The following is a 13,838-nucleotide window of genomic DNA, read 5'->3' as shown; positions in this document are numbered from 1 at the left end:
GTTACTCACCCATGTGCAAAAACCGTCTTGCCGCCGACCACGGTTCGCATCACCCGGCCGGAGAAGCGGGCGTCTTCGAACGGAGAGTTTTTGGAGCGCGAGCGGATGGCGCTCTTTTCCAATACCCAGGGGCGTTCGGGGTCAAAGACGGTGACATCGGCCGGAGCGCCTTTTGAAAGGCGGCCGGTTTCCAGTCCCAGGCGGTTGGCCGGATTGACAGTCATGCTTGCCAGCAAGGTCTTCAAACCCACTTGCTCTGAATGATAGAGCCTGAGGGCCGCCGCGAGCAGAGTTTCCAGGCCAATCGCGCCGTCTTCGGCTTCCGCCCAGGGGTGGCGTTTGGTTTCCACGTCCTGCGGGTCGTGGTTGGATGAGATGATGTCGATGGTGCCATCGGCAATCGCGGCAATCATGGCCTGGCGGTCGTCTTCATCGCGCAAGGGCGGCGACATTTTGAAGAAGGTGCGGTAGGCGCCAATGTCGTTTTCATTGTGCGTCAGGTGATTGATCGAGATACCAGCGGTGATGTTGAGGCCCCGGTCCTTGCCGGTGCGGATGACATCGGCGCTGTCGGAGGTCGAGATCAGGTTCGCGTGGTACTTGCCCTTCGACATGCCAACAAGGCGCAGATCGCGCTCCAGCATGATGATTTCCGCTTCCCGCGGCACGCCGGAAAGGCCCTTCCAGCTGGCATTTAGGCCGGCATTCATCACCCCGCCAGCCAGATCCGGATCTTCGGTATGGTGGATGATCAGCGCATCGAAATCACGGGCATAGGTCATTATGCGTCGCAGAATTTGCGGGTTCTTTACCGACTTGTGGCCATTGCTGAAGGCGACCGCACCGGCTTCCTTTAAAAGGCCGATCTCGGTCATCTCTGTGCCCTCAAGTCCTTTCGTGAGGGCGGCAAGGGGAAGAACGTTGACGCTCGCTGTGTCGCGGGCGCGCCGGTGGATGAAGTCGACCAGGGCCGGATCGTCGATCACCGGGTCGGTGTCCGGCATGGTGCAGATGGTGGTGATGCCGCCAGCCGCTGCCGCTTCAGAAGCGCTGGCGAGCGTTTCGCGGTGTTCTGCGCCCGGTTCGCCAACGGAGACGCACATGTCGATGAGGCCGGGGCAGGCGATGGCGCCCTTGCAGTCGATGACGTCTGCGCCATAAGGCGCGCCCTGGTTGGCCGCTTCCGGGCCGGCGGCCAGGATCGTGCCGTCGGCGATGATGATCGAGCCGGGCGCATCCAGATCGCGCGCCGGGTCAATCACTCTGGCGTTGGAGAGAACCAGAGGTTTGGGTGTGTCGAGTGCCACGATATTTGTCCTCTGGTTGGCTTATGATGTTGGCAGGTTGGCGGCGAGGGCTTCGAGCACGGCCATTCGGACGGCCACACCCATTTCCACCTGTTCGCGAATGAGGCTTTGCGGGCCGTCGGCAATGGCCGGATCGATCTCAACACCCCGGTTCATCGGGCCAGGATGCATGACGAGCGTATCGTTCTTGGCGTGAGACAGTTTTTCGGCATCCAGCCCGTAGTAGCGGTAGTATTCCCGCACGGACGGGATGAAGGCGCCGTTCATGCGCTCGCGCTGCAAACGCAGCATCATGACGATGTCTGCACCCTTCAATCCCTCACGCATGTCCTGAAAAACTTCGGCGCCCATTTGGGCAATGCCGGAGGGCAGCAGCGTGGAGGGGGCAATGACCCGGACCCGGGCGCCAAGCGCGTTCAAAAGTATGATATTGGAGCGGGCTACGCGGGAATGGGCAATGTCGCCACAGATCGCCACCGTCAACCGGGCGATCTTGCCCTTGTGACGGCGGATTGTCAGCGCATCCAGCAGGGCCTGTGTCGGGTGCTCATGCGGACCGTCGCCGGCATTGACCACCGCACAGCCGACTTTCCGGGCGAGTAGGTGGACCGCACCGGCCGCATGATGGCGCACGACCAGCAAATCCGGGTGCATAGCGTTGAGCGTTGCCGCCGTGTCGATCAGCGTCTCGCCTTTTTTCACTGAGGACTGGGAGACCGCCATGTTCATGACATCGGCCCCAAGCCGCTTGCCCGCCAGCTCAAACGAACTTTGGGTCCGGGTGGACGCCTCAAAGAACAGATTGATCTGGGTCCGCCCTTCAAGCACCTGCTTGCGCTTGTGCACCTGCCGGGAAATCTCCACGGCTTCTTCGGCACGGTCCAGAAGGCCCAGTATTTCGTGGGGGTGAAGACCCTCAATGCCCAGCAAATGACGATGGGGGAAAGGGTTGTCTCGATAGGATTCTTGCTCGCTCATCGAGACCATTCCTTTAGGCGAAATTGCGCCACGGCACAAGGCAAGAAATTGGTCTCTGCCCGCTGTCCACATGCGGCCTAAAACTTTGATCAAACGGACAAATTTATTGCCTTGGCTTTTTTCCCAGTGCGGGTGTTGGTCCGCTTCGATTATCGCATTGCATCAAATCCAGCTGTTGCCACCAGATGAATTTTTCTATTACGTTTACGTAAACGGAGCGAGTAAGAGCGCCGGGCGGGAGGAGATAATCGCATGGCTGGTCAGCTGGACACCAGAATTGAAGACGCCGATGACACTGGAATTGAGGCGTTTGCAACCCATGACGTGATCAATCAGGCACCCGAGTATGGTGGGATTAACCTGGCTAAAGGAGATCCAATCCTGCGGGCCTGTCTGGCAGGACATTTAGATGATGGCGAGTTGGCCGATGTCGAAGCACATGGAGTCGAGACTGGATCCCATGAATTCCTGGAGCTCGGACGTCTGGCCAACACCCAGTTGCCGGTTCTAAAGACCCATGACCGCCGCGGCCGCCGATCGGACCAGGTTGAGTTTCATCCCGCTTACCATGAATTGATGCGCCATTCTTTTGCCGGAGGATTGCACAGCGCGCTGCTTGATGGCGGTGTTTCCACTCAGATCAGCCGGGCCGCCAAGTTTTTCCTCACGTCTCAAGCTGAAACCGGGCACACTTGCCCGATCACAATGACCAATGCAGCTGTTTCGGTCCTGGCGAAGTATCCGGACGTTTGTGCTGACTTTCTACCGAAGATGCAGACCCGGACCTACGATCCTCGCTTCCTTCCCATATCGGAAAAGAACAGCATCACCATCGGCATGGGCATGACCGAAAAGCAGGGCGGAACCGATCTCCGGGCCATTTCATCGACGGCAGAGGCCGGCAATCAAGGGCGCTATGCCATTACCGGGCACAAGTGGTTCTTTTCTGCGCCGATGTGCGATGCATTCCTCGTGCTGGCAAAAACCACGACCGGGCCAAGTTGTTTCCTGATCCCGCGCATTTTGCCGGATGGCCGGGTCAACGGCCTGCGCTTTCAACGCCTGAAAGACAAACTTGGCAACAAATCCAATGCCTCGTCCGAAGTGGAATTCCACAGGGCGGAGGGGTATCTGCTCGGAGATGAGGGACGAGGGATCGCAACGATCATCGATATGGTAACTCCAACCCGCATCGACTGCGCGTTGGGGTCTGCCGGGCAAATGCGGGCGGCGCTCAGCCGCGCCGTGCATCATTGCCGCCACCGCAAGGTCTTTGGCGCTGATCTGATCGATCAACCGCTAATGACTCAGGTCCTCGCTGACATGGCGCTGGATGTGGCGGCGGCGACCGCGCTTGCCATGCGACTGGTGCGGGCCGCAGCCAGGGCAGATAGCGATCCGGTGGAAGCTGCTTACGCAAGGCTGATGACCCCGGCGATCAAATACTGGATCTGCAAGACCGGGCCTGCGCTGACCTATGAGGCGCTCGAATGCCTGGGCGGTAATGGTTATGTCGAAGACTTCGATATGGCACGGATTTATCGGGATGCACCGGTCAATCCGATCTGGGAAGGCTCCGGCAATGTGATGGCATTGGATGTGCTCAGGGCGCTGGGCCGTCATCCGGAAGCGCCAGGTTTGGTTCTGGAAGAACTCTCGTCCAGTGGCGGTCCAGCCATCGTATCTACCTGCACAGACCTCCAACCCCTGGCGGCGAAAGCCCTATCCGACAATGGTCAGGCGCGGATACTGACCGAACGGCTGGCACTGACCGGTGCTGCGGCTGCGCTCAAAGAACTGGCGCTGGATGATGTCGCGGACGCCTTCGCCAAAACCCGGCTTTCCGGCGGCTGGCGAACGACCTACGGCATGCTGCCGGTTGGCATCGATGCCGCGGAAATTGTTGAGAGCCTTTGTCCGGCAGCAGCCTAAAGGCGTTGCCGGTAAAACTTGAACGCCTAACGCTGCATGAAATCAAAGCTTTTAGGCGATCGGCGGTGACGTGATTAAAGAATTCTGAAACGCCTTAGGTGAACAGCAACAGCGCTGCAGGAATGGTCACAGTCGCGGCCAAGGTTTGTAGTGTGATGATCTCAGCCATCAGCTTGGCATCGCCGCCCAATTGACGTGCGAGCAGATAGGAGTTGCTGGCGCAGGGCACAGCCGATGCGATGATGACGACGGACAGTGCCGGACCGGTGACGCCGTAAAGTTGGGCAAAAAGAAACGCCAGCAGCGGCATGAACACCGGGCGCAGGAAAGTTCCCATGGTCAGCGCCGGGCCGGGGCGGCGCAGGGAGCTGAGGTCGAGCCCAGCACCGACACAGATGATACCAATGGGCAGAGCCGCGCGGGCAAATATCTCCAGCGTATCGTCCAGGATCGTTGGCAGGGTCAAACCGCTGAGGTTCATCAAGACGCCAGCAAAGATCGACAAGATGAAGGGATTTGTGAAGAGGTCTTTGAGGATCTTGGCGAAGTTTGGTTGGGTGCCGCTGGCGTACCGGGACAGTACAACAATGCTGGCCCCGTTCAAGATCGGGATCATGAACACCATGGCGACCGCCAGCATAGCAAGTCCGGTTTCCCCGCCGATGTTGGCGGCAATCGCCAGCGCGATCATGGCGTTCCAGCGCAGTGTTCCCTGAAAAATGGATGTGAAGCGGACCGCAGGAATGCCCCAGATCCGTTCGATCAGTGTGCGGGCAGCGAGCAGGGCAACGGCCAGCGTCACGATCGCTGATAGAAGTGCAGCGCCCATGTCGAGGGTCGGGACACTGGAAAAATCTGCCAGCGCAATGGTCCGGAAGAGAACGGCTGGAAAAAGGACGAAATAGGCAAGCCGCTCAACCCCAACCCATTGCTCACCGCTGATCAGATTGGCGCGTGCGAGCAAATAGCCGGATGCAATGACCAGAATGACTGGCGCAAGGGCAAAGAAAATCATCTGCATTGATGCGCTCTCAACAAATTCAGTGTGTCAAACGGCGTGTAAACCTGTTTGAGAAACAGGCCGGGAAACACAAATTAAGACCCGAGGCCCATATGGCCGAGGCGGTCCAGAAACCCTTGAAGAATGTAAGCAGCAGCCATCTTATCGACCACTTCGGCGCGTTTTGCGCGGCTGGAGTCGGCTTCCAGCAGTGTCCGGGTGACAGCCGCTGTTGACAGGCGCTCATCCCACAAGGTGATCGGCAGCTCTGTTTTTTGCGCAAGATTGCGGGTAAAGGCTCGTGTTGCCTGGGCTCTCGGGCCTTCGGTGCCATCCATGTTGAGCGGCAATCCCAGAACGATCCCGCCGACCTCTTGATCAGCACAGATCTTCAAGAGCTGTTCTGCGTCTTGTGTAAACTTCTTGCGCCGGATGGTTTCCATCGGGCTCGCAATGCCGCGGCCAAGATCAGAGAGGGCAAGGCCAATGGTTTTGGTGCCGAGGTCCAGTCCGATCAGGCGTGTCCGCTCCGGGACAGCTGCCAAAAAGTCTTCAAGCGATAAGGTGGGATCGTTTGCCATGGCCCCGCATGTATCAGCATGGCGATGGCCGATCCAGTCCATCGTTGCGAAAAACGGCGGAGTACAGACAATTTGCTTCCGCGAACAAGTCAGCTGATAATCTTCGGGGAGGGATGAAAACGCCCAGCTCGGCTTCAATCAGGCCAGATCGACATAATACGCAATACCTTCATAGGAATACTGCCCGAGGGTTTCGATGATCGTGTCCCGCTCTGCTTCTGAAACCGTATAGAAATGGGTTCCGTTGGCGGTGTTGTAAAATCTATGAAGGGCCTGTCCGTCCGCGCTGCCATCCGGTGCGGCGTAGTAGCTAATACCTTCCAGAGCATAGTTCGGCAGTTGATCTAGAATAGAGTCTCGTTCGGCTTCGGAAGCCGTATAAAAGTGAATTCCGGTATCAGCGTTTAAAAAGCGAAAAACGGCATTTCCGGAAGACGAAGTGGCGTTGCTGTCGTAGCTGTTGCCTTCGTAGATAAAACTGGGCAGCGTTTCGATGACCGTGTTTCGTTCTTCAATGTTTGAAGTGAAGAAATGCGCACCTGTGTTGGAATTGAAAAAGCGGTAAATCTGATGAGCGCTGTTGTCAGTGTCAGTTGGCTCGATCAGGGATGTAGTGATATCCAGTGTGTTGCCGGAAAACTGCAAACTCTCGAAATTCTCAACCGTATCGGTCCCATCGCGGTTAGAGACGGCATCGCTGACGATGAGTTTGCCGTCACTGCTTGTGAAGATGGCGTATTGGTCCCTGGAACCGGAAAAAATCGCGGTGTCGAGGCCGTCTCCTCCGTCAGCCACATCATTGCCGCCACCGCCAGTCACGAGGTCATTGCCAGCTCCGCCGAACAAGCTGTCACTCCCTGATGTGCCGTTAAGAATATCGTCACCGCCAGTGTCGCCAAATCGGCTTTGCCAGAGATCCGCTCCGATCAGGATGAGATCCCAATCCTGCGGATTGACGACGGTTGTGGCAGCGAGTTGATCGAACCTGGCTTTTACCACCGCAAGGCTGGACGGTTCATTTTCCAAAAAATGCGCCGTTGTTTCGTTGATTGAGCCAAAGCGGTTTGCGATTGACGTAATCATGGCCAGCGCCGACGCGTAATCCGGGTGGCTGCTACTAAAGACTGTCCCGGTTCCCCATTTCTCTTCGATGACCGTTAGAAAGGTTTGCAGAGTTGGGAGCAGCGAACTGGCAATATATTGTTCGCTATAGAGATCGACGATGTCGTTTGCATATTGCTGACCAAAAACGGTGTCATTCAGGAAGGATCTGTCAGCGGCGTAAGTTGATGCAAGGACTGGGTCCAGGTCTGGCCGGCTCGCGCCGATATATTGGCTCAATCTCACATACTGAGTGTTGTCGATAGCACCGGTGTCGCGTGCGCTTTGAAGGATTTGCGAAAGCGCCGATTGCGCAAAACTATTGTTTCCGGCGTCTAGCTGAACAATCCCGAAAGAAAAACCGGCGTTATTGCCGCTGTGAGATTGACCTAACAGCGAATTCGGCACTGCAAAGGAAACTCGATAAACGGTCGCCGAGTTTCCTGAGTGCTCAGTTCCGAGCAGGATCTGAAAAATTTCCTCTGAAGTAATACTCGGCATAGGTCCTATGGCGCGGAAATTGCCACTTTCTGGGATTTCGCTAGGTCAAATAACAAAGCATATGATGCTTTAAGAACTTCTCATGAAGCGGTTGAAATTCTATTTCCAGCTACAGGAGAATTTTCAAGAATGGGTTTGGACAATTTGCCAAAAGGGCGGGAAGAAACCTTCATATGTCAGCTTGTCAGCCGAATTGGCGGCACTCGAATTCGTAGCCCTTTGCATGTCCCCTCAGAGGCGAAATGAATTTCAGATTCACGTCCGAAAACATTCGCGCGGCCGGAAAGGTTCACGCCACTTTATCATCCGTTTCGCGGAGGTAGGAGTGCCCTGTTGGGCCGGGTTGCTCGTCAAGCCAGACCAACAGTTTATCCAGCGGCAAACTGCCCGTAAAATAATAGCCTTGCAGACAATTTGCGCCCAATTGAGTTGCAAACTCAGCTTGGAAATTCGTTTCGATCCCTTCTGCCACCGTGGCGCAGTCGAGGTCTTTGGCCATGGCGATCGTGGACGCCAGAATTGTCCGGATTCGCGGGTCTTTGCTGGCTCCGGCGATAATGGACTGGTCGATTTTCAGAAAGTCTACCGGCAGATTTGCCAGCCGGGTGATATTTGAATATCCGATGCCAAAATCGTCGATTGAGATTTTATATCCGAGGCTGTGAAGCCGATTGAAAGCTTGGACCGCCCTTTCTTCGGAGTTGAAAAGTGTGTCTTCGGTCACCTCGAATTCCAGGTGCTCAGCACTGAATTTCTGATCGCTCCGGATCGCTTCAATCTTGTCCGCGAAATCGCCGGTCACAAAATGATCAGACCCGATGTTCACCGACATCCAAAGATCATGGCCTTCCGCCCGGATAGCTGCCAAATCCCGCATCGCCGTCGCTACGACCCATTCGCCAAGCCGGGACATGGTGTGCGATCCCATCAAGGTCGGAACCCAGAATTTGGGCAGAAACAGGCCAAGCTCCGGATGATTCCAGCGGGCGAGCGCTTCAACACTGATGACCGTACGCCGCTTGGTACAGATCTTTGGCTGATATTCTAAGAACAGTCCCCCAGTTTCGATGGCTGCTGTCAGTTCCCGCCGGATCTCGCCGATCGACTTTGTGCCGATAAGAGGAGAGTAAACCTGGGTCCGGTTTTTGCCTGACCGTTTGGCATGGTACATGGCGATGTCCGCGCGCTTCAGCAGCTCTTTCAGTTCCACGCCGTCACTTGGAAACTGGGCACAGCCGATGCTGGCTCCAGGCGTGATGTTGAGTTCTGGGACAGGTTTAGAGAGGGCTGCCTGAACTGTATTCAGAAACGCACGAATCGCTTGATCACCCATCAGGCCCTGGATCAATACAATGAATTCATCACCGCCGATCCTGGCCACGATCGGCGAAGCATAGGGTTTGGGGCCTTGAAGTGCCGAGGCAACATCATCTGCCACTTTGGAAAGGATTTGGGCGCAATTTTTTAAATGCTGATCGCCGGTGTGGTGGCCATGCAGGTCGTTGATTTCTTTAAAATTATCGAGATCTACGAGGAGGATAACCCCACCTCGCTTGGGTTCGCCAGCCTCTTTGAGAATAGCGCTAGCCCGGAGTTGTAAATGCTTCCTGTTCGGCAGTCCGGTCACATGATCGCTAAACGCCAGTTTTTCTATCTGGTCATTGGCCAGCGTCATGCGTTGGACCAATCTGTTGTAGCTTTCGCAAACTTCCTTGTTTTCCTGAAACTGAACCAGACTTCTGGGCATGTGCAGCGGTGACAATTTTTGATCAAGGGCGCCCTTGTGCATAGCGCCTGCCAATTCTTCAATTGGCCGGGACAAAGAACGGGCAAGAAACAATCCGATTGCGAAGATCAATACAAGGGCGATAGCAATCGTTGGGATCAGCGAGGCGTGAACTTGGTCAGCCTTTGCATATATCTCAGAAACTGGCTGTGGCACCATTACGCCCCAGCCAGGGCCTTGAACGGTTGTGAATCCGGCAATCATAGTGCGTTCGACTGCTGGCGAATAGAATTCTTCTATGCCGGTTTCGCCATTCATCATTTTGCCAACAATTGAAAGGCTTGCGATGTTCTTTCGGGATTTCATCCACTGATCTCGTGGATGCGCAATAACGTTTCCGGAGCGGTCGACAATTGCGGCGTGACCTTTTTCGCCAAAAACGATGCTTTTGCCCAGAGCGACAATGTAGTCCGGTGCGATTAGCCCGATCAGAAAGCGGTCGCTTTTTTCCAGGGTGAGATAGATTAGGTTCTCACCGGCTGCAGTTGCCGTGATGTCTGAGAAACTTGGTTTTCCGGGCTCGGCCGTTTCAATAAGGCCGGCAAGGACTGTCTTGGGAATGGTGACCGTGTCGACGGAATTCTCTCCGGCTGAGTAGATGACTTGGCCACCGGTCTTATAAGAAATGATCACGCCTTTGATTTTAAGCTGATCAAATAGCTTTGCATATTCACCTGCGCCATTGGATTTCATCAAGCTCTTGCCGACAGCCTCAACTGCGGCAACCAGATTGTGATGATAGTGATCCAGTGTCGCAGCGGCTTTCTGGGCAAGTAAAAGATGCCGGTCTTTCACCTCGGAAAACTCCCGCGAAACTGTTTCGCGGTACGACCAGGTGCTGAAGACGACGGTGGGCAGCAAGGCAGCCAGCAAAAAACAGAAAACCACATAGCTTCGGATTTTCATTTCTGACATCCTTTTTATCGCCGAATGGGACACCGCCACAGGAAACAGGTTGTTTATATTTGTTGTCTTTTGAATCCGTGCTTCGTTTTCCGTCTAAATGCGCTCTGGTTGCAAAAGTCTAATGTTGCATCACCGTAGCAAAAACGTCTTTATGATAACATAGGAAATCACAACACTGTTATTTTGCAGGTGGTGCGCTGTGAAGTCGGTTAATTTTATTAGTATGGATGAAGTAAGCCTATGAAACTCACTTGGTATGGTCATTCGGCCTTTAAAATCGAAACTGGTGAAGCCTCGATCATGATTGATCCTTTCTTAACCGGCAACCCGATGTTCCCAGCTGATCTGAGCGTTGATCAGGTGACGGACGGCGTAACCCACGTCATTCTCACCCATGGCCACGACGATCACATCGGCGACAGCATTGAGATCCTGAAATCAACCGGAGCGTTGCTGACGGCGAACTTTGAGATCTGCATGTGGGCGACGCGGCAGGGTATAGAAAACATCAATCCCATGAATTCCGGCGGCATGGTCGACACTGGCTCTTTCCGGGTCGGTATGGTCCGCGCGGATCATTCGTCCTCCAAACAAACCGACGGAGAGGCGATTTATCTCGGCAATCCCCACGGTGTGATTGTTGAAGTGCCTGGCCAAAAGGTGATTTATCATATGGGCGATACGGACATTTTTTCCGACATGGCGCTGATCAATGAGATTTACCGGCCGAGTATCGGTCTGGTGCCGATTGGTGACCGCTTCACCATGGGCGGAAAGACAGCCGCCATGGCCTGCCAGCGCTATTTCGAGTTCGACACAATTGTGCCCTGCCACTATGGCACGTTCCCGATTCTGGACCAGAACACGGATACCTTCATAAGTGCCATGGGCGCAGGCGGCTCGAAAGTTGCGGCTGTGTCACCAGGCGCATCGATCGAGATTTAGGCGTAAAATAGGCCGCTTGAAGGGTCCGAGAACTGCGGGGCAGGGGAGTGAAGTGCTCTGATCCGCAGGTCTCTTGAACCTATTAACGAAACGCAGGAGAAAGCATGCGGCCGGTCGTCTGGATTGCAAGTCTTGGACTTGCCTTAAACTTGGGTCTGTCCTCGAGCCTCGCAGCGGACAAGGCGATCACGCCGGACGGCAAACCGGCCCCCTCGCAACCAGCGGCTAAGCCCGGATCCGAAGCGGCCAAAGCTGCCGAAGAAACGGCAAAAACACCCTACGACAAGGTTCGGGACGTCTTCTCCGGAGATAAAACGGTCGCTGGTGAGACTGTCCGGTTTCCGCAGGAAAACCCATCGGTGCGCTCCCTTGTTGTCACCATGGCGCCGGGCGAGGCAACCGACTGGCATCAGCACCATGCGCCGCTTTTTGCCTACATACTGGAAGGCGAGATAACCGTGACCTATGAGGGGATCGGCAAAAAGATCTACCGGAAAGGTGAGGGGCTGCTGGAAGCCATGAATGTCACCCATCGCGGTGTAAACACTGGAGACGGTCCGGTGCGGATCTTGGCTGTGTTCCTTTTGGGTGACGATGGCAAGGCGACGGTGCTGGAAGCGGCGCCGGGCGGAAGTTCTACGCAAAAAATCGAATAAATGAAGTATATTGCCAGATTTTTTACTACGCACGAGCGAAAAATTGTTCTTGAAATTTATGCAAGAAGTGCTGTTCACCCGACCTGACGATTGGGCTGACTAACGAGATTACTTCAAAAATCGCTTCCGTTGCGGTTTATCTTCCTGACAATTTGAAGCTAAAATCAAACAAAGATCCCACGTACGTCATGGGGGCGGTAGAGTGGTTTGGGTATTTCGTTTTCTGATTTTTGTTCTTGTAGTTTTTTCTTACTCAGAAACAGTTCACGCAGAACGTCGCGTAGCGCTGGTTATTGGCAATTCGGGTTACCAACACGTCTCGAAACTCAACAATCCCTACAACGACGCGAAGGGAATGGCCGAGAAACTGGAAGACCTGAACTTCGACGTTGTCGAAGGATTAGATCTCAATCTCCAGAAACTGCGTATCAAAATCAATGAATTCGTTTCAAAGCTCGACCAAGCGGACATTGCGTTGTTTTTTTACGCTGGTCATGGACTTCAAGTGCATGGCGAAAACTACATTCTGCCCACGGATGCGCAGCTCAACTCGCAGTTGGATCTTGAGTTCGAAGCTGTCCCCATAAACCTAATCCTGAGAACAATGGAGCAAACCAGTAAAACCAATTTGGTCTTTCTGGATGCCTGCCGGGATAACCCACTTGCCGAAAACCTTGCCCGTTCTATGGGAACGCGGTCGACGGCGGTTGGAAGAGGACTTGCTAAAACAAGTTCGGGAATCGGTACTTTAATTTCGTTTGCTACGCAGCCCGGCAATGTGGCGTTGGACGGGCAAGGAAAAAATAGCCCATTCACAAAGGCGCTTCTGAAACATCTCGGGACGCCTGGTCAAGATATTTCACGCGACCTTATCGCGGTTCGACGTGATGTCCTAGCCGCGACAAACGGAAAGCAGGTGCCTTGGGAAAACTCATCTCTCACAGGTGAGATCATTTTGCGGCCGAAAGTGCCGGAAAAGCCAGCTGTTGTCGAGAAAGCCAAGCCACCTGCGGTGGACCCTAAAATTGAACTCTCCTACTGGGATACAATCAAAAACAGTGACAATGCTCTTTATTTCGAAAACTATCTGAAACGCTTTCCAAAAGGGCAATTTACGGACATTGCGATAGTTCGAGTTGAGGAATTAAAGAACAAAGCCGCTGCCAAGAAAAAACAGCCGGTCCAACCAGATCTTTCGGCTGAAATAGCTTTCTGGCAATCCATCCAAAAATCGAAAAATCCAAAATCATTTAGCAGTTACATTGCGCGCTATCCAGCAGGTGTTTATTCGGAATTGGCAGAAATCAGAATTGAGGCACTGTTGGCGGAACGGGCTGCAGAGCTCGAAAAGAAACAAAAACAGTCTGTCGCCCCAGAAAATATCAAAGAACGTTTACACAGTGAGGCTTCTCAGCTCGCAGGGAACACATCCGCGCGACCGGTCAAAGATGGTGAACCGGTGCAGCCCTCACCGTCTAAGGAAGAACTGGCCCGGAGTGTACAAACAGAGCTTATCCGCCTTGGTTGCCCGGTTGGGAAAGCGGATGGGTTATGGGGGCGAAAAAGCAAGGCAGCTTTGGAGCAAGCAAAAGAGTACCGTTCGCTTGAATTGGCATCTTTGGAACCTTCCACGGCACTCATCAATCAGCTCAAAGACCTTGCAGAGAGAGCTTGTCCAATTCAATGCGCGTCGGGGAAAAAACTGGTCGGCAGCAAATGCGTGACGGTTGCAAAAGAAAGAAAAACAAACACCGGGTCTAAGCCAAACAACAGGGCATCGAGCAACCGCAAGACGGCAAGCAACTGTCCCAGTGCAATCACAGCTGCGCATCAACTCTGGGGATTAGGTTCGGCAAGGAGCCAGAATAGCATAAAAGGAACACACGCCTGCGGTCGGTCGGTAATCTGCACAAGAATGAGAAAGGGTGACACGTGGAATTGCCGCTGGCAGTAGACAAACGATGGGCCTTTTGCCGATACGGATGAATTGCTGAACAAGCCAATGCAGGCAATAAACGGCGAAGGGTTGTGAACACACTGAACGTTAATTGGCGTGTGAACTCTGACTGTGCAAATTGGCAGATAGAAGTGTTGGCATATCCAGATTCAAAATTCCCTTGCGGAAGGGGAAATGCGCCGTCAGTA

Annotated in this window: 10 protein-coding genes; 4 read left to right on the top strand and 6 right to left on the bottom strand. The window is 54.2% G+C overall.

Annotated features, from left to right (window positions below):
- Positions 1–5 precede the first annotated feature (5 nt).
- Positions 6–1,307, bottom strand: a complete 1,302-nt coding sequence (locus ACOOFE_RS15225; RefSeq protein ID WP_420410841.1) for a dihydroorotase — start codon at positions 1,305–1,307, stop codon at positions 6–8.
- A 21-nt stretch (positions 1,308–1,328) separates the two neighbouring features.
- A complete protein-coding gene (locus ACOOFE_RS15220; RefSeq protein WP_420410840.1) occupies positions 1,329–2,285 on the bottom strand; it encodes an aspartate carbamoyltransferase catalytic subunit in 957 nt (318 codons plus the stop codon).
- A gap of 252 nt (positions 2,286–2,537) precedes the next feature.
- On the opposite strand from ACOOFE_RS15220, the gene ACOOFE_RS15215 reads away from it, so the two are divergent.
- Positions 2,538–4,217, top strand: coding sequence for an acyl-CoA dehydrogenase family protein (locus ACOOFE_RS15215; RefSeq protein WP_420410839.1), 1,680 nt, complete (start codon positions 2,538–2,540; stop codon positions 4,215–4,217).
- A gap of 94 nt (positions 4,218–4,311) precedes the next feature.
- Here the strand turns inward: ACOOFE_RS15215 and ACOOFE_RS15210 are convergent, their stop codons facing one another.
- The 4 genes from ACOOFE_RS15210 to ACOOFE_RS15195 form a co-directional block, all read right to left on the bottom strand.
- Positions 4,312–5,238 (bottom strand): AEC family transporter, encoded by a 927-nt coding sequence (locus ACOOFE_RS15210; protein ID WP_420410838.1) that lies wholly within the window; start codon positions 5,236–5,238, stop codon positions 4,312–4,314.
- 74 nt (positions 5,239–5,312) lie between these two features.
- Entirely contained in the window at positions 5,313–5,798 is a 486-nt protein-coding gene (gene ruvX / locus ACOOFE_RS15205) for a Holliday junction resolvase RuvX (RefSeq protein ID WP_420410837.1), read from the bottom strand.
- A gap of 138 nt (positions 5,799–5,936) precedes the next feature.
- Positions 5,937–7,400 (bottom strand): hypothetical protein, encoded by a 1,464-nt coding sequence (locus ACOOFE_RS15200; protein ID WP_420410836.1) that lies wholly within the window; start codon positions 7,398–7,400, stop codon positions 5,937–5,939.
- 289 nt (positions 7,401–7,689) lie between these two features.
- Complete coding sequence (locus tag ACOOFE_RS15195) at positions 7,690–10,092, bottom strand: EAL domain-containing protein (protein WP_420410835.1); 2,403 nt, start codon at positions 10,090–10,092, stop codon at positions 7,690–7,692.
- Positions 10,093–10,332: 240 nt separating this feature from the next.
- Between ACOOFE_RS15195 and ACOOFE_RS15190 the strand changes: the two genes are divergently transcribed.
- From ACOOFE_RS15190 to ACOOFE_RS15180, 3 genes are all read left to right on the top strand, one after another.
- Positions 10,333–11,037 (top strand): metal-dependent hydrolase, encoded by a 705-nt coding sequence (locus tag ACOOFE_RS15190; RefSeq protein WP_420410834.1) that lies wholly within the window; start codon positions 10,333–10,335, stop codon positions 11,035–11,037.
- Between the two features lie 104 nt (positions 11,038–11,141).
- On the top strand, positions 11,142–11,693 hold the full coding sequence (locus ACOOFE_RS15185; protein ID WP_420410833.1) for a cupin domain-containing protein: 552 nt from the start codon (positions 11,142–11,144) through the stop codon (positions 11,691–11,693).
- A 202-nt stretch (positions 11,694–11,895) separates the two neighbouring features.
- Entirely contained in the window at positions 11,896–13,647 is a 1,752-nt protein-coding gene (locus ACOOFE_RS15180) for a caspase family protein (protein WP_420410832.1), read from the top strand.
- Positions 13,648–13,838 lie beyond the last annotated feature (191 nt).

It is taken from the genome of Roseibium sp., assembly GCF_965216085.1.
Lineage (GTDB): Bacteria > Pseudomonadota > Alphaproteobacteria > Rhizobiales > Stappiaceae > Roseibium.
The sequence above is the reverse complement of the archived record's forward strand: the minus strand, read 5'-3'. Positions and strand labels throughout refer to the sequence as shown.

What these genes read in the sequence shown, in the direction of transcription:
- ACOOFE_RS15210 (WP_420410838.1), bottom strand. Translation starts at nt 5,238, where the DNA reads ATGCAGATGATTTTCTTTGCCCTTGCGCCAGTCATTCTGGTCATTGCA.
- ACOOFE_RS15220 (WP_420410840.1), bottom strand. Translation starts at nt 2,285, where the DNA reads ATGAGCGAGCAAGAATCCTATCGAGACAACCCTTTCCCCCATCGTCAT.
- ACOOFE_RS15185 (WP_420410833.1), top strand. Translation starts at nt 11,142, where the DNA reads ATGCGGCCGGTCGTCTGGATTGCAAGTCTTGGACTTGCCTTAAACTTG.
- ACOOFE_RS15215 (WP_420410839.1), top strand. Translation starts at nt 2,538, where the DNA reads ATGGCTGGTCAGCTGGACACCAGAATTGAAGACGCCGATGACACTGGA.
- ruvX (WP_420410837.1), bottom strand. Translation starts at nt 5,798, where the DNA reads ATGGCAAACGATCCCACCTTATCGCTTGAAGACTTTTTGGCAGCTGTC.
- ACOOFE_RS15190 (WP_420410834.1), top strand. Translation starts at nt 10,333, where the DNA reads ATGAAACTCACTTGGTATGGTCATTCGGCCTTTAAAATCGAAACTGGT.
- ACOOFE_RS15195 (WP_420410835.1), bottom strand. Translation starts at nt 10,092, where the DNA reads ATGAAAATCCGAAGCTATGTGGTTTTCTGTTTTTTGCTGGCTGCCTTG.
- ACOOFE_RS15200 (WP_420410836.1), bottom strand. Translation starts at nt 7,400, where the DNA reads ATGCCGAGTATTACTTCAGAGGAAATTTTTCAGATCCTGCTCGGAACT.